Genomic DNA, 16,099 nt, shown 5'->3' with positions numbered 1-16,099 from the left:
CTGCTTGCACTATCCAATGTGCCGCCATGGCATGTTCCGGCATCGTGCCGGAGTGGTGATTTGCATCGGGATTCGCTGTCGTAGGCGCATTCCTCAGCGCCCGGATTCCGATTGGCTTTAGGAGCTCGCGGCTCCGTGATGACTGTGATATAGTGAACAGGAAAGATCTCTTTCCTTGCGGCGCAATCGATGAACTCATTTATAAAGTTGCGTGGGGGGTTCCATTGCGGTGAGGCATTCCCATATTGATTATCGCCGCTCCGCTCATCGAAGAGAATATCTCGTTCGTCTCGCGGTCGCATGTGAAGACTATGATCTGCAGCTTCCTGGCCGCGTTGCGTATGGCTCTGCAGGCGCCTGATTTGCTCTCAGTATCCAATCCCGCGAACGGCTCGTCCAATATCATGGGGATGTCGCAGGAGGATGCGGATTCGGCCGCGGCCAGTTTCAGCGATATAGACGCCAAGATCCTCATTCCGCTGCCGACGGATGCCATGGTCTGCGGAGGGCCGCCGTCTGATATGCGGAAGCCGTCCTCCCAGGAGATCTTGCACTCCCTTCTTGCCATCTCTGACAGATAGCCGCTGGCGACATCCAGATCCGGCCGGATCCCAGCGGATTCCCCTTCGCCGATTCTGTTGGCGATAGCGTAAGCCAGCGCGTAGGAGATGCCTTTGCGGATGACGGAATCCCTTTTGGCTTTCAGGGCGGATTTCCTGTCCATAAGCGACTCCAGCTCTCCTGAGCCCAGTATCCTGGCCATCTTGCCTTCGAGGTAATATAGCCTCTTTTTCAGGTTGTCAACGTTTCCCGCCGCGCCCAGATATTCCGTCGCGCATATGGTCTCATCTGGGTTCAGCCCGGCTTCGCTCAGGATCCTTCTGATCTCCGAGGTCTCGCTGTCGATGTCGCGCGCATCCTCCGTCTTCTTGGCGCATTCGGCGAACCCTTTCTCCCCGCCAAACCGCTCTAGAAATCTTTCGAGCGCAATCTTCGCATTCTCCAGCTTGGCTTTCGAATCGTTCATGGCGTCGCCGTTCTTGCTAAGGATGTCCGCCGCGTTCATCATGCGGACCATCTCCGCCACCGCCTGCTCAGTATCCGTCATCATGATGCCGAGGGCGAACGAAACGCTGGACGCCGATTCCTCGTAGGATTCCGTCATGCGGGTCAGGTCGTCTATGCGGCGGGTCAGCGCGGGTATGTCCAAGGCTTCGCCTTTGTTTGCGCCTCCGAGCCCGAACAGGGTCGTTTTCTTTTTGGGGATGCCCATTTTGGCTCCTGCCAGCTCTGTTTTCCTGTCGCGGAGCTCTTTGGAGTTTCTGGCGTAGGATTCCCTGCCCTCGGCCAATTTCTTTATTTCAGTGGCATGGGCAAAAATATCGTTCGGGCCGTTGTTTCCGAGCTCGGTCAGCGGTCCGTACATCATCTCATCCATGGATTCCGACGCTTCCGTTGCTTCCCTCAGTTTCTCTACCAATTCCTGGTAGACGGCGACATCGCTTCTTCCTACCCATTCGAAGCTTTCGAGTGCTTTGCGGGAGGCCGCCAGATCGGAGAGGCGGTCGTAGTACGGCCTGTATGTCTCGCGGAGGTTCGTATGCTCTCTGAGTTCCTCGGCTTCCGGCGAATCTTCGGTTTCCATGCGGATCATTCTTCTTATGGCCTCGGCCTGCGACGCATATTCACCGAAGCGGTTGGCTTCTTCTTCGAGCTTTTCGGCGGCGGATTCCGTCTCCGCGATCAGAACGTCGATCTCTTCGAGCTCTTGTCCCAAAGCACACTCGGCAGCTTCTCTGGCCTTCTCAGAAGCCATGGCAAGCTCAGGATGCGTCGAATGCTTCGTCCCGGCGAAAGCGCTCTCCAGGAACGACAGGTCTTCGACAGTATCCTTTCCGATGAAGTATACGCCTCTGTAGAGATCGGTACCCATGCTCAGAAGGCATTCAGGGACGCGTCCGATGCGGTACGGGCCTCTGATCCTTATCGAAGCCTCCGTTCCGTCGTCATCGGCCGTCATGCTTCCGGAATCGTCCTTTCCGCGCTCAGGGAATGCCTTTCCGGCGGATGGTACCATGCATGCGGCAAGGAATTCCGCCAAAGCGGTCTTTCCGCATCCGTTCGGCCCGGAGAAGACGTTCAGGCCAGATGCGAACTTGAACACGCGATCTTCGATCGGCCCGTACAGATCCACGGTCGCGCGCACTATTCTCATTTATGCCCTCCGATTTCCCTCAGAAGATAGGAGGCAGCCTCATTCGCCGCTCTGATCAATTCTTTTTCAGACATAGATGCGACGGAGTTTCTGTGGGCTCTCAGGAATCCGGCGCCGTCCAAAGCTTCCTCTAAGGTCTGGCGCCCGCCGGATATCAGCGCTTTTTCAGCGTCAGACACATCTTTCTGCAGATCATCCTCAATGGTTCTCGAGCATTTGTCGCAGGAGATCTCCCAGATCCTTGTTCCCAATGATTTTTGGAGCTCCGCGGAGAAAGCTCCAGGGTCGGAGCATATGTGATTCGCGAGCGCTCCGGACCCTCTGAACGATATCGACAGTATGTCTCCCGGAGAGAACACCTTGGACAGCTCCGATCTCAGCCTTTCAAAGCTCAGGTCCGTGACGTCCGCTCTTAGGTTCCTCCACTGTATGCTCTGGGTCTCTGCGAACGTCATCTTTGAGACTTTCCCCTCCGATACTTCCACCACATAGGCGCCTTTTGGCCCGGTTTCTTTGCCGTTTCTGCCTTGGGCATTCCCCGGATATACCGCATGGGGGTGCTCCCTGATGACTACGCGCCTATGGACATGGCCAAGCGCCCAGTAATCGACGTTCTTCCCAAGGAAATCCTGCATGCTGCATACTGCTGTGGGGTGGCCTTCGCCGATCTCTTCCACATAGCAGTGGACGCATGCCACGGTGAATATTCCGGGGGTACCGGACAGCATCGAGACGATGTTGCGGTTCTCCCGCTTACCTGAGAAACTGATGCCTACGACCTCGACTTCCGTGCTGTTCGCCTTCAGGAAGATCGATTCGGGTTCTGTGGGGAACACTCTGACGTTTGAGGGATATGGCATCGCAGAATCCCATGGCCTTTCGACGTCGTGGTTCCCTTTGGAGATGAAGATGGGGATCTTCGCGCGCGCCGCTTCCTCGCAGAAGAATTTGCGGTCGGAAGGTTGGGCAGTTTTCTCGAATAAGTCTCCCGATATGACGATGAACGAGGCCTTCTCCGACAAGGCGAGATCGATTATTTTTCCGAGCGATTTAGCCGGTGCTTCTCTCATCCTCAGCATTTCCGCGGCATCCTCGGTCTCCACGCCTTTGAAGCGCGAGCCGAGATGGATGTCGGCGCAGTGGATGAATTTGAAATCGCCCATATCGTCCCGATATCGGGCCTGTAAATAAAACCAGCACTATGCTCGCATGGCGCGTCCGCCCAATAATCAGGCGAAATTTCTTCGCGGACGTCCGTGCTATTTATTATGGCGCAGATGCTTATCAAGTCGATCATATGAAGAACATAGGCAAGAAGGTGAACGAGGAGATCGAAAGGGGCCATATCGGTCCCAATCTCGCATGCGATTACCATCCCAGCCATTTCACCGGCCAGGATTGCACCTTCTGCTATTGCCCGTTCTACCCTTGCGGCGATGAGGATCTGGGGTGGGAGTTGGACGGGAAAAGGGGGAGGAAAGTCTGGAACTGCTCTGACTGCCTCTTCATCCACAGGCCGGAGGTCGCTTCCCACATAATGTCCGAGATAAAGCGCATGGGCATCACCGACTATTCCGACGAACGTCTCAGAGGGATATTCGAGGAGACGAAAAAGAACTATTGGCGCATGGGGAAGGCTCTGATGGTCGTGGGCGCGACTTCCGACGCCGGAAAATCGGTCACGGTGGCCGCATTATGCAGGATCCTGCACAGGAAAGGGTACCTCGTCGCGCCTTTCAAATCCCAGAACATGAGCCTGAATTCCAAGGTCACCCGCGGGGGCGCCGAGATCGCGATGATACAGACCCTCCAAGCTCAGGCTGCCGGCCTCACGAACCCGGACGCGCACATGAATCCCATCCTTCTGAAGCCCAAAGGCGACGACATATCGCAGGTCATAGTCTGCGGGAAGTCTTTCGCCGATTACAGGGTCAAAGAATACTACAGCGAATTCGTTCCGGGACCTGGGATCGAGATAGTGAGGGAGCACGTCGATTTCATGAGGAAGCGGTATGATTTCGTGATAATGGAGGGCGCCGGCTCCCCTGCCGAGATCAACATCTACGACAAGGACATCGCCAACATGAAGGCGGCCGAGATCGCCGATGCCAGCGTGATCCTGGTGGTCAACGTGGAATGGGGCGGCGCTTACGCATATGCGCTGGGGACGGTTGAATTGATCCCGGAGAAGGACAGGAAAAGAATCAAAGGCATAATCCTGAACAACGTCCGCGGGGACCCCGAGAAAGTGCGCTCCGGCGCCGGCACTCTGAGCGAAATCCTAGGCATCCCGGTCATCGGGATAATCCCTCACGTGAATGTGGCCCTGCCTTCCGAGGACTCCGAGGCTCTCAGGGATTCCAAGGGCAAAGGCGAAGGCAGGATACGCGTGGGCGTCGTGAAATTCCCGCGCATAGCCAATTTCACCGACATCGACCCTCTCGTCCTGGACGGAATACAGGTCGTCTACGTCGAATCACCGAAGGATCTGGACGGGGTCAGCGCCGTCATACTTCCCGGGACGAAGAACACGGTTCTGGATTACCTCTGGATGCGCGAGAGAGGCATCGCAGACAGGCTCTCGGAGCTCAGGGGAAAGCTGCCGATATTGGGGATATGCGGCGGATATCAGATGATGGGCGCGACGATGGATGATTCGCTGGGGATAGAAGGCGGGAAGAAGGCTGTCATCGAAGGTCTCGGATTCTTCGGGAACAAAACCGTCTTCGCCGAATACAAAAAGACGGTGGCCAACCGCGATGCCGTCCTGCTGAAAGGCAAGGGAGGGAATCTGACCGGATATGAGCTTCACATGGGCCAGACCGAGGTCACGGAGGAGCCGCTGTTCAGGATAGACAGCATGTTCGCGCCGTCCTGGAACGAAGGTTCGGTCAGAGAGGATGAGAAGCTGTTCGGCACATATCTCCACGGATGCTTCGATGCCCAGCCGTTCAGAAAGTATTTCCTGTCATTCTTCGGCGAAGCCGCCGCGGATATGTCGATGAAGAGCTATGGCGAATCCTTGGAGGAGAGTTTGGAGGCGCTGGCGAACGCTTTCGAGAGCAATCTCGACATGGGAAAGCTGATGGCCATATTGGAGGGGAAAGCATGAGGCTGCTGGTTCTGGGCACATCCTCGGCTGCGGGAAAGACAACCCTCTGCGCGATGCTCTGCAGGCATTTCATGAGGGAAGGCAAGGATCCCGTCCCGTTCAAGGCGTCTAATCTGTCTCTGAATTCGTACGCGACGAAGGATGGGGGAGAGATCGGGATGGGTCAGGCTTTCCAGGCTTGGTCCGCGGGATTGGAGCCAGCCACCGATATGAATCCGGTCCTTCTCAAACCAAGCGGCGGAGGCATGATGCAGGCGGTAGTCAACGGCCGGCCTTACTTGGACTACGGGAAAGGGAAGGAGCTTGACAGGGAAGCCGTCATGGGCGAGGCGCTCAAAGCGTATCGGAGGCTCTCAGAGAAGCATGGCTTCATCATCTGCGAAGGCTCCGGCTCTCCTGCCGAAATCAATCTGATGGACAAGGATCTGGCGAATACCGGCCTTATGGAAGCGACAGATATACCGGCCATAATAGTCGGCGACATCGAGAGGGGAGGGGTATTCGCCGCCATCTATGGGACTTGGAGGCTGATCCCGGACCATCTGAAGCCGAGGCTCAAAGGATTCGTAATAAACAGGTTCAGAGGGGACGCATCCATTCTGGGCGAGGGCCTGGATAGGATCGAAGAGCTCACGGGCATGAAATGTCTCGGAGTGCTGCCCTACGTCCATCTGAGGTTCCCGGAAGAGGATTCCTGCTCCGATTCCAGCGGGAAGCTGGAGGGAGCAACATTGCGCGAAGCTTTCCTAAGCAACATCGATGAGCTGACGGATGCGGCGGAAGCCTCCGGATTCGATTTCGCGTCTCTGGAAGAGATTGCCCGCTCGCGATCGCCCTCCAGAAGCGACCCTCATCGCCGTTATCTCGGCATCCCCGGGGACCGTCGAGTCCATCGGCACCGGTTTCCCGCCTATTAGGAAGATATAAGCGTTCGGGCGCAGGCCGGCCGATGCTGCCGCCGCTTCGATCGAAATTCCGCTGGGCACTTCCACAGGCTTTCCGTTGAGGAGTATCCTGGCCATAATGGCAAATCGTCGGCGCGAAGATTAATCCTTTCCCAGGAATACCGCAGTAAGCCGTAGGTTTGCCAATGCGGCCCATGTTCGGCGGCCCAGCGGGAACAGAGTTCTTTGTCAACTTTTATTTAATCATACCGTCGTTAGCGGTTCGTTTGATTGCCCCTATCGGCATAAGACAAGGAGCCAAAACAATGGACAAGAAAATTCTGATCGCCGTGGTCGCTATAGCGATAATCGCCATAGCTGCCGTGGGAGCATACGCGCTTCTCAGCAACGGCGGAGGGGGGAGCGAGAAATACGCACTCTCCATATCGTCCGAGAACACTTCGTTCACGGTCAACGGAGGGGAATCCAGGACGGATTTCACCGGGGATTTCAAAGAAGGCGAATCGATAACTATCGTCTCGGTTCCGAACCAGGGATATGAATTCACCGGGTATTACAAAGGAAGCACTTTGCTTTCTTCCAATTCAACATACACATTCAAGATGGGCGCCTCCGGGATTCTGATAAAGTCCGTCGCATCGCCTGAGACCATTCCGGTCATAGGAATCACTCTTGACAAGGAGAGCGCTGAGGTTGATGCCGGATCTACCACTACCATCAAGGCAACCGTTTTGCCGACCAACGCTACCAACAAAGGAATAGTCTGGTCATCCAGCGACGCTTCTATTGCCAAGGTGGATAACGGGGTCGTCACAGGCGTCTTAAAAGGCGAAGCGACCATAACTGCCACCACCGTGGACGGAGGCAAGACCGCTTCATGCAAAGTCACCGTGAAAGAGGTCGCGCCGGTCGGTTCCGTCAGAGTCAGCGTCAACGCGATTCTCGAAGGGGAGGTCTCATCTGACTATGGGTCTGTCTCCATCGACGGAACCGCGGTTGGCACATCTTATTCCGCATATTATCTGCCCGGGACGGTCATCAAGCTTTCCGCCAATCCGGCCGCCGGATACAGATTCGATCGTTGGGTGATGGGCGGCACATCCTATGAAGGGAAGCCTATGAGTCTCACGGTCGGGAATTCGGATCTCGACGTGACAGCGGTCTTCGCTCCGTCTCCGTCCCATGTCCTATCGGTCTCTATCGACAACGGAACCGTCGCCATCGATGGGGCATCCGTTTCTTCCAAAAACGTGAAGGAAGGGATGACCGCGACCATAACCGCGACTCCCGCCGAGGGATACAAGTTCATTGCATGGTACCTGAACGGGAATGCTGTATCAACATCTCCCCAATATGTGGTGACGATGGGCATGGAGGACCGTTCCTATGTGGCCAAGACATCCAACAGCATATTCGCAGCCAGCATCTCCGCCAACGACGGAACCGTCATCGTAAACGGAGAGAACAAAGGGCAAGTGTATTCCGGCGCCATCGCCGAGGGTTCCACTATAGTCTTCGAGGCTGTGCCCGATATAGGGTATGAGTTCGAAAGATGGGTCATGAACGGAGCTACCTACAACTCTTCGAAGATAACCGTCACGAACGTCAACGGGGATATCAACGCGGTAGCTTACATGAGCAAGGTTCCGCCGCGCACGATCGTGGCGTACGCCGATGCCGGAACTGTGACCGCAAACGGGTCAGATCCAGCCAAGTCTTTCTCCGGATCCTTTGAGCAGGGAGAAACGGTCACTTTGGTCGTCGAACCATCTTATGGGCATAAGTTCAGAGGATGGATGGAAGGCGACAAGGTCGTCTCGATCAGCGAGACTTATGAGTTCGTCGTCACCGGCGACAGAACGGTAAGGGCGGTCGTCGAATCGACTCTCCGCACTCTCAACGTGACTGCGGTGAACGGCGGCTTGATCATTGATAACTTCAACATCGGCTCAACCTATTCGACCAGGCTGTATGAGGGCGAGTCTTTGACCGTCAACGCCGCCCCAAGTTCGGGGAACACGTTCTCCGAATGGGATCTGAACGGCAAGAAATATGGTCAGAGCTATCAGAGCATCAAGATCACGATGGGATCTGAGGACATCGAAGCGGTGGCCTATTGCTCCCCGATGGATGACGCCACTCTTCACATCACTGCCACGAACGGTACAGTAAAAGTTGGCGAAGACAATGTCGGCGATTCGAAAGATATCATAGCTCCTCTCGGCCAGAAATACAAGCTGACCGCAATCCCGTCTGCTGGTTATCATTTCGACCATTGGGTCATCGATGGCGAGATCAGTAATTACCAGATCGTGGAGATCACCATGGGGACCGAGCATGTGAACGCCGAGGCTATAATGGTCAAGAATGAGTCCCATACGGTCAAAGTCTCCATAGACAATGGAAACCTGATTTACAAGGGCGCCAATGTAGGCTCTTCTTTGACCGTCACAGTCGATGACAAAGATACCATCAAAATCTATGCCCAACCTGTTACTGGCTACGCTTTGGCAGGATGGTATGAGGATGGAATTTCGGAACCGATTTGGTTCGGAACTGAGTACGAGTTCCAGGTCATCAAAGATGTGACGCTCAGGATGGATACGCTCAAGCTTTGAGCAATCCCATCAATAAACAGCTCCCCCAATCGGGGAGCTCCCTTCCACTTTTTCCAGAATCTTATATATCCTTTGTCGATAGGGGCCATTGAAATTGGCCGATGCCAGATTTCAGTTGGGGACAAGATGAGGAACGGATACAAGAGCTACATAGAGAGGCAGTGCCAGCTTTGCATCGAGAGCGACGCATTCTCTCCGGACCTCTATTCGAAATACGACGTCAAGAAAGGGCTTCGCGACTCCCAAGGCAACGGGGTCATCGTAGGCCTGACCAGAGTCTCACAGGTGGACGGCTCGTAGTATGTCGACGGGGAGAAGATCCAATGCCCCGGGAAGCTTTGCTATCGCGGATACGACATCAAAAAGATATGCGAAGGGTTCGCCAACAAAAGGTTCGGGTTCGAGGAAACCGCATACCTCCTGCTTTTCGGCTCTCTGCCCAATGCCGCCCAATTGGCAGAGTTCAAAGCCCACATCTCCGAGGAGCGCAAGCTTCCGCAGACATTCACCAGGGACATAATAATGAAGGCTGCCAGCAAGGACATCATGAACTCCATGACCAGGAGCGTGCTGTTCCTGTCCTCATACGACAAGAAGGCCATGGACAATTCGATTCCGAACGTGCTCCGGCAATGCATCTACCTGATCAGCGTCTTCCCTATGCTGACAGTCTACAGCTATCACGCTTACAACCACTACATCAACGACGAGAGCATGTACATCCACCGCCCCGATCCCAGCCTCACGACCGCGGAGAACATCCTCAGGATGCTCAGGCCAGACAAGTCATACACTTATCTGGAGGCGACCGTGCTGGATTTGGCGTTGGTTCTTCACATGGAGCACGGCGGAGGGAACAACTCCACATTCACGACCCGCGTGACTACTTCCAGCGGATCTGACACCTATGCTGTGATTGCCGCGGCGATGTCTTCGCTCAAAGGCCCCAAACATGGCGGAGCCAATCTGAAAGTCATGGACATGATGGACGACATCAGGAAGCATGTCCACAATGTCGAGGACGAGAAAGAGATCTCGGCATATCTGGGGAAGATACTCGACAAGAAGGCTTTCGATCATCAGGGCCTCATCTATGGCATGGGCCATGCGATCTATACCATATCCGATCCGAGGGCCGAAGTGTTCAGGGGATACGTGGAGAAGCTTGCCGTCGAGAAGCACAGGCAGGCGGATTTCAGGATGTACAGCACGATAGAGAAGGTCGCGCCGGGCCTGATAATGGCCAAGAAAAAGAACAAGAACGGCGTATGCGCCAACGTCGACTTCTACAGCGGTTTGGTATACGACATGTTGGACATCCCCCGCGAGCTTTACACTCCGTTCTTCGCCATAGCCAGGATAGTCGGTTGGAGCGCCCATCGCATCGAGGAGCTGATCACTTCCAACAAGATCCTCCGTCCCGCGTACGTGAACACTCTGGATGAGCGCGAATACGTGGGCCTCGAGGACAGGCCGTAAGGCCTCGGCATTGATGCAGCGTGCGCGCCGTCGCCAATGATAAAAGGCGGCATAGGAAATGGCGCGATATGCTGGGTGGGAGGAAGCCAGAGTCCGTCAGAAGGAACGTGGAGAAAGCGCTGATAGCATCCGATCTGGAATACAGCGTGATGGAGAACGGCGCATTCCTGATAAAGGCGATGGGCGACGATCTTCCCATAGCCATGACCATCGCCGTGGATCCGCAATGCTTCACACTCAACATCTATTGCCATCTTCTGTTCGAGGTGCCGGAGGATTCCGTGGAGAAGCTTTCGTCAGAAATAAACGGCCTGAACAACGCGGTGAACAACGGCAGCTTCTTCATGGCTCTAGGGCCGCCCAGGATATGCTTCAAAGTGATCCAGAGCTATTATGGAAAGGTCCCTTCCGTCAGGCTGATACAGCATCTGATGGGCATATCGTTCGCGACGGTCGACGTCAACGATGGGAAGCTCAAGGAATTGGTGCGGAAATACAGCCTCAAGAGGGATGTGATGTACGGCCGAGCTGGGGCATTGATTATATCGTTTGTTGGCGTTATTGGTTGGCGATGCCAGCAAGAGAGGAGATCGCATCCGCCAAATTCGCATGCAGCGACCGTGAGAGAGCCGTGTTCGAGGCTGGGATAAAGATGGCCACGATTTACCATCAGTTCGTCGGCACGCCGGTCAACAGGGATACGGCGCCCGGTCTGGAGAAGGCGATCTCGGAAGCCATAGGCGTCCAGCCATATGTGCAGTGGGCGGACGTCCGCATAGACAGATCGGTTTTCCCAGCCGACAGGGACCGCTATTCTTACATCTCTCTCACCGGGGATATGCTGGACGCTGTGGTGAGGATATCACTCGGAAAATGGAGGGTGACAGCCGAGATGCGCTACGACGAAGATCTCAGATATCCGCTGATGTATGTATCATCCATTACGGAAGAATGAAGTTGGTCATATCAAAAACGATGATTTCTCTTGTCATATTATTTAAATCTATACGAAATTAACTGCAATGCATTATAAACAAAGAAAAGCATACCCCAAGATGCAAGGGAGGTTGGGAAGTGGTTTCCGACATTAAAATCGGCATTACAGGGTTGCCAGGCTCCGGAAAGACGTCGACCCTACTCCGCATTATAGAGATGCTGCGCGAGGAAGGCATCGTTCTCGGCGGCATGGTCAATGAGCCAGTTTTCGATGGCGACAGCAGTGCCCAGGAAGAGGATGCCCCAAAAGACGGAAGCTATAAAACGGCCGTCAAAGGGAAGCGCAGGATAGGATTCACGGTGAGGGATATCATGACGGGTGAATCCATCCAGTATGGCGCGGTCGGCATCGAAAGCAAAATCACTGTCGGCAAAATCGGGATAGATCTTTCCAAGTTCGAGGAAGTCGGCGTCAAAGCGATTAAAGATGCATGCAGAAAGGCCGAAGATATGGGAGACCCCGATTTCGAGGAATGCGATGTCATAGTCATCGATGAGGTCGGAAAGACCGAGGTCGAGAGCGAAGCATTCGTCGAAGCCGTGAAAGAGGCTTTGGACGCCGAGAAACCGATGATAATCACTTTGCACAAAAAATCCAGGAACCCTCTTCTGCAAGATATCAGGCGCAGGGACGACGTCAGAATCTTGGAGGTCACGCCGACAAACAGGAACATCCTGCCTTACAAAGTCGTCCGCCTGATAAACGGTGAGAACATTTGATTCCGCTTGGAACGGCGATCAGAGAGGGCCAAACGGACATCATCGTTCCGAAAGACCACTCCTCCCATGGGCCCGGGAAGATCCAGGGAACTGTTTTTTTCAATGAGCAGATGGCTTTCAACCGCGACGTAAGCGTCATGCTCCTCCGCGCAGTCGGGAGGGACCTGACCGTAGCCGACGCGATGGCTGCCACCGGCTCCAGATCCGTCAGGATAGCCAACGAGGTTCCCGGGGTCCAGGTGACAGCGAATGACATCAGCGCCGATGCTGTATCATACATAGACGCAAACATCGAACTCAACGGCCTGAGCAATTGCGTCAGCTCCAACATGAACATGCATTCCCTGTTCGCGGAGCATTCCTACGATTATGTCGACCTCGATCCTTTCGGCTCGCCGGTCCCGTTCACCCAGTCCGCCATACGCGGATGCAGGCGGAAAGGCATTCTTGCCGTGACCGCCACGGATACCGCCCCTTTGGCTGGTGCCCATGCCGTCAAATGCAGGCGCAGATACCAATCGGAGCCTATCAGAGGATACATGTGCCACGAAGGCGGCCTCAGGATACTGATGTGCAGCATCGTCCGCGAATTGGCCAAATTCGACCGGGGCATGAAACCCATCCTCTCGTTCTATGCCGACCATTATTTCAGGACGTACATCCAGATAGAGGAGGGCGCGGAGGCCGCCGACAGGGCGCTTTCGAAGCTCGGATACATGCAATATGATACCGAGACGCTGGAGAGGTCGGTCTCCTTCGACAAGGACAAGGAGCACCCATACGGGCCGTTCTGGCTGGGTCCGCTGCATGACAAGGAGTTCCTCTCCAGGATGGAACCCTCTGGTTTGGCTGAGGAGAGGCGCGCATCAAAATATCTCGGGCTTTGGAGGGGTGAGATCGACACCGAGCCTTTCGTCTACGACATGAGCGAGCTCTCTTCGCATCTCAAGACGTCCCCTCCGAAGATCGACGATTTCATGGTTTTCCTGAACGAACATGGCCATGCCGCCAAGTCCCATGTCTGCCCGTCATCTTTCAAGACGGACATAGCCTTGGATGACCTGATCCCGCTTTACAGGGAGTTCTCCCCGGATTCCCGGCTGGCACAATCTAAATAATCGCGCACTTTACGTATCCGCAGGTGCGAACAAATGCCCAGTCTAGCAATCATCGGAGCCCAATGGGGCGACGAGGGAAAAGGAAAGATCACCGATTATCTGGATGAGAAAGCGGATCTTATCGTTCGTTTCCAGGGGGGCAACAACGCGGGACACACCATCGTCGCCGATGGGAAGACGTTCAAGCTCCATGGGCTTCCTTCCGGGGTCGTCAGGCCTGGGAAATTGGCTGTCATAGGCAACGGAGTCGTCGTGAATCTGGACGATTTGGGCGAGGAGATCAAGCAGGTTCTGGATGCCGGAGGGACGATCGACGGCCTCAGAATTTCAGACAGGGCCCATCTCATCATGAATTACCACAAGAAATTGGATGGCGCCGAGGAGAAATACCGTGGCAAGAGCGCCGTGGGGACCACGAAGAAAGGTATCGGTCCCACATACCAGGACAAGATCGCCAGGATAGGGTTCAGAGTCGGAGATCTGCTGGAGGACGAACTCCTCAGAGAGAAGATCTCGTTCATCCTTCCTTACAAGAAAGACCTCATGGACATGATGGGGGCCGAGAAATGCTCCTGCACCGATGATACCCTCTACAACAAGATGTCCGGCTGGAAGGAAGTCATCGGAGGCCGCATCTGCGATACTTCCGTCCTCATCAACGATTCTCTGGACGAGGGCAAGAACGTCCTCTTCGAGGGGGCTCAGGGCGCCATGCTGGACATAGACCATGGGACTTACCCCTACGTGACTTCGTCCTCCACCTGCGGAGGCGGAGTCTGCTCCGGATCCGGAATAGCTCCTAACAGGCTGGACAAGGTTCTCGGGGTCGTGAAAGCATACACCACCCGCGTGGGAGAGGGGCCGTTCGTATCCGAGCTTTTCGGGAAGGAAGGCGAGGAGCTCCAGAGGAAAGGAGGAGAATTCGGAGTCACCACGGGAAGGGGGAGAAGATGCGGATGGCTCGATCTCGTCGTCTGCGAGCATGCCAAGAGGATGTGCGGATTCACTTCCATGGGCATAACCAAGCTGGACGTCCTGAACGGATTGGAGGAGATCCCAGTCTGCGTGGCATACGAGATCGATGGCGAGGAGGTCAAGCATTTCCCCGCGTCAATAGCGAAGCTGGGGAGGGCGAAGCCTGTCTACGAGACCCTCAGAGGCTGGAAAGCCTGGAAAGACACCGCTGCGATGGTCAAAGGCGGATATGACGGCCTTCCCGGAGAGATGAGGGAATACATCGAGTTCATGGAGAGATATCTGAAGGTTCCCGCTGACATCATAAGCGTCGGGCCGGACAGAGACGAAACCATCGACCGCAAAGGCGATTGGTGGAGCTGATCCGAAGGGGGCTCCGGCCTCCTTCCAAATATTTCTAGCGATCCAAATGTTTTATTGGGACATCGGAAAGAATCGTTTTTGCCGCGGTTATCGCGGTTTTCAGAACCAGTTTCAGCCCATCGTTCTTTGCCCATGAGAACCGACAGCCTTTCGGTCTCTATCCCAACCGCGGCGGGATCGAATGTGACGGATATGGCGTCTTTGGGGCATATATCCGCGCAGCGGCCGCATCCCCTGCATCTGTCTGAATCTATCGAGCATTTTCCGTCTTTTATAGCTATGGCGCGGACGAAGCAGGATTCCGTGCAGATCCCGCATCCAACGCATTTGTCAGGGTCGGCGCGGACTTCCACCGATTCCATTTTTCTGTACACGGACCCTATCTCGTCAGAAACGTCGCGGACGAAGTTCCAAAGGCAGCAGCAAGGGCAGCAGTTGCAGATGGTCATCAGGTCGTTCTTTTTCCCGGTGTTCAGCCATACAGAATCAAGGCGGTTCTTTCCTATTATGTGGACCAAACCCAATTCCCCGCACCGGTCTATGTATTCCGATGCCTCTTCGAAGGTGGCTATATGACCGAAATCGTCGGGTATCCGAAGGGTCCCGTTCCCGAGGAATATGCAACCCATGTCTCTGGGGTAATCTTCGCACCCAGCCGATCTCCTGCAGATGCAGAAGTTCATGATGAAAATGTGCTCCGATCTGCGGAGAATCCTTTTCACGACATCGCTTGGGAGCACCGTCCTGGCTGAGGGGTCCTCCGCGGATATGTCCGTTTCTATCACTTTTCTTTTGGTCGTCCTGTCTTTCGGCAGGACTATCATTTCATCGCCGTCGAACAGAGCTTTGGTCACGGCTCTGTTGTAGAGTTTATGCCGGCGGGTGGCCGCAGCCAGGCCGTAGCGCCATCCGAAAGCGTGCTTCACTATCCTTACGCTCGCATGGGGCACGATCCTGTTGGCCATGTTGTCGGATTGCCCGTCCGATTTATAATGGTATTCAGGTCGTATTATCGCTTTTATTATTCTATAATCGATGAATAATTGCCAATAAAACAAATCCAATAAACTTAAAATTAAAATAATAAGGCAACATAAATGTGAATGGATTATACTGCCAATACAGTGATACCATGGAGAGCTCAGCAGAGGTGGGAAGCGAATTCCGCGACACGGGGAATCGCATGGCCAATCTTAAGTCGTGCAGCAGATGCGGTTATACATGGTTCAGCAATGTGAAGTCCCCTGTGAGATGTCCCTCATGCGGTTCTCATTGCTGGGACAAACCTCCGGATCTTTTCGAATGTCAGATGTGCGGGCACCTGTGGTATCCGAGGACCCAATCCACTCCGCTAAGATGCCCTTCGTGCAAGACCCGCTCTTGGAACTCGGATTATGGCGATCACCCTAAGCTCAGGCGCGCTTCCCAATCCACTTCCGCCGATAAGGTCCTGAAGCTGTATTCCAAAGGCAGCGGCTGCGTTGTCATCGCCATGAGCACCGGGATCCCGCTTTCAACTGTGTTCGACATAGTGAGGTCCACAGTCGGCGACGTCAAAGTCAAGATGTGATTTTGGCCTGCGATCCATGGGAAAAGAT

Annotated in this window: 13 protein-coding genes; 11 read left to right on the top strand and 2 right to left on the bottom strand. The window is 54.7% G+C overall.

Going from position 1 to position 16,099, the window contains the following annotated elements; genetic code table 11:
- Nucleotides 1-199: 199 nt before the first annotated feature.
- Nucleotides 200-2,215, bottom strand: a complete 2,016-nt coding sequence (locus tag IKP20_03290) for an AAA family ATPase (protein ID MBR4503982.1) — start codon at nt 2,213-2,215, stop codon at nt 200-202.
- Nucleotides 2,212-3,378, bottom strand: coding sequence for a DNA repair exonuclease (locus IKP20_03285; protein MBR4503981.1), 1,167 nt, complete (start codon nt 3,376-3,378; stop codon nt 2,212-2,214). Before IKP20_03285 ends, IKP20_03290 begins: the two co-directional genes overlap by 4 nt.
- A 134-nt stretch (nt 3,379-3,512) precedes the next feature.
- Between IKP20_03285 and IKP20_03280 the strand changes: the two genes are divergently transcribed.
- The 11 genes from IKP20_03280 to IKP20_03230 all read left to right on the top strand — a co-directional run bounded on the left by IKP20_03280 (nt 3,513) and on the right by IKP20_03230 (nt 16,071).
- Nucleotides 3,513-5,327 carry a cobyric acid synthase gene (locus tag IKP20_03280; GenBank protein MBR4503980.1) on the top strand — a complete coding sequence of 605 codons (1,815 nt, stop codon included), beginning with the start codon at nt 3,513-3,515 and terminating at the stop codon, nt 5,325-5,327.
- Entirely contained in the window at nt 5,324-6,244 is a 921-nt protein-coding gene (locus tag IKP20_03275) for a cobyric acid synthase (GenBank protein MBR4503979.1), read from the top strand. Before IKP20_03280 ends, IKP20_03275 begins: the two co-directional genes overlap by 4 nt.
- 293 nt (nt 6,245-6,537) lie before the next feature.
- Nucleotides 6,538-8,850 carry an Ig domain-containing protein gene (locus IKP20_03270; protein ID MBR4503978.1) on the top strand — a complete coding sequence of 771 codons (2,313 nt, stop codon included), beginning with the start codon at nt 6,538-6,540 and terminating at the stop codon, nt 8,848-8,850.
- 126 nt (nt 8,851-8,976) lie between these two features.
- Complete coding sequence (locus IKP20_03265; GenBank protein MBR4503977.1) at nt 8,977-9,150, top strand: hypothetical protein; 174 nt, start codon at nt 8,977-8,979, stop codon at nt 9,148-9,150.
- A gap of 18 nt (nt 9,151-9,168) precedes the next feature.
- Complete coding sequence (locus IKP20_03260; GenBank protein ID MBR4503976.1) at nt 9,169-10,329, top strand: citrate synthase; 1,161 nt, start codon at nt 9,169-9,171, stop codon at nt 10,327-10,329.
- A 68-nt stretch (nt 10,330-10,397) separates the two neighbouring features.
- Nucleotides 10,398-10,979, top strand: a complete 582-nt coding sequence (locus IKP20_03255) for a hypothetical protein (GenBank protein ID MBR4503975.1) — start codon at nt 10,398-10,400, stop codon at nt 10,977-10,979.
- Nucleotides 10,901-11,284: a dihydroneopterin aldolase family protein gene (locus tag IKP20_03250; GenBank protein ID MBR4503974.1), complete on the top strand. Its 384-nt coding sequence runs from the start codon at nt 10,901-10,903 to the stop codon at nt 11,282-11,284. Before IKP20_03255 ends, IKP20_03250 begins: the two co-directional genes overlap by 79 nt.
- A gap of 119 nt (nt 11,285-11,403) precedes the next feature.
- Nucleotides 11,404-12,045 (top strand): DUF2478 domain-containing protein, encoded by a 642-nt coding sequence (locus IKP20_03245; protein ID MBR4503973.1) that lies wholly within the window; start codon nt 11,404-11,406, stop codon nt 12,043-12,045.
- Nucleotides 12,045-13,163 carry a N2,N2-dimethylguanosine tRNA methyltransferase gene (locus IKP20_03240; protein MBR4503972.1) on the top strand — a complete coding sequence of 373 codons (1,119 nt, stop codon included), beginning with the start codon at nt 12,045-12,047 and terminating at the stop codon, nt 13,161-13,163. The genes IKP20_03245 and IKP20_03240 overlap by 1 nt, the downstream gene beginning before the upstream one ends.
- A gap of 33 nt (nt 13,164-13,196) precedes the next feature.
- The gene (locus IKP20_03235; GenBank protein MBR4503971.1) at nt 13,197-14,501 is read left to right on the top strand and encodes an adenylosuccinate synthase; all 1,305 of its coding nucleotides are present in this window, start codon (nt 13,197-13,199) and stop codon (nt 14,499-14,501) included.
- A gap of 1,132 nt (nt 14,502-15,633) precedes the next feature.
- Nucleotides 15,634-16,071: a hypothetical protein gene (locus tag IKP20_03230; protein ID MBR4503970.1), complete on the top strand. Its 438-nt coding sequence runs from the start codon at nt 15,634-15,636 to the stop codon at nt 16,069-16,071.
- The last annotated feature ends 28 nt before the right edge of the window (nt 16,072-16,099 follow it).

It is taken from the genome of Candidatus Methanomethylophilaceae archaeon, from assembly GCA_017524805.1.
In the GTDB taxonomy this organism is placed as follows: Archaea; Thermoplasmatota; Thermoplasmata; order Methanomassiliicoccales; family Methanomethylophilaceae; genus Methanoprimaticola.
Note: the sequence above shows the minus strand (reverse complement) of the source record. Positions and strands in the feature narration are given on the sequence as shown.

Coding starts and splice junctions, on each gene's coding strand:
- IKP20_03290 (MBR4503982.1), bottom strand. CDS start 2,215: ATGAGAATAGTGCGCGCGACCGTGGATCTGTACGGGCCGATCGAAGAT.
- IKP20_03285 (MBR4503981.1), bottom strand. CDS start 3,378: ATGGGCGATTTCAAATTCATCCACTGCGCCGACATCCATCTCGGCTCG.
- IKP20_03280 (MBR4503980.1), top strand. CDS start 3,513: ATGAAGAACATAGGCAAGAAGGTGAACGAGGAGATCGAAAGGGGCCAT.
- IKP20_03275 (MBR4503979.1), top strand. CDS start 5,324: ATGAGGCTGCTGGTTCTGGGCACATCCTCGGCTGCGGGAAAGACAACC.
- IKP20_03270 (MBR4503978.1), top strand. CDS start 6,538: ATGGACAAGAAAATTCTGATCGCCGTGGTCGCTATAGCGATAATCGCC.
- IKP20_03265 (MBR4503977.1), top strand. CDS start 8,977: ATGAGGAACGGATACAAGAGCTACATAGAGAGGCAGTGCCAGCTTTGC.
- IKP20_03255 (MBR4503975.1), top strand. CDS start 10,398: ATGCTGGGTGGGAGGAAGCCAGAGTCCGTCAGAAGGAACGTGGAGAAA.
- IKP20_03250 (MBR4503974.1), top strand. CDS start 10,901: ATGCCAGCAAGAGAGGAGATCGCATCCGCCAAATTCGCATGCAGCGAC.
- IKP20_03235 (MBR4503971.1), top strand. CDS start 13,197: ATGCCCAGTCTAGCAATCATCGGAGCCCAATGGGGCGACGAGGGAAAA.
- IKP20_03230 (MBR4503970.1), top strand. CDS start 15,634: ATGGAGAGCTCAGCAGAGGTGGGAAGCGAATTCCGCGACACGGGGAAT.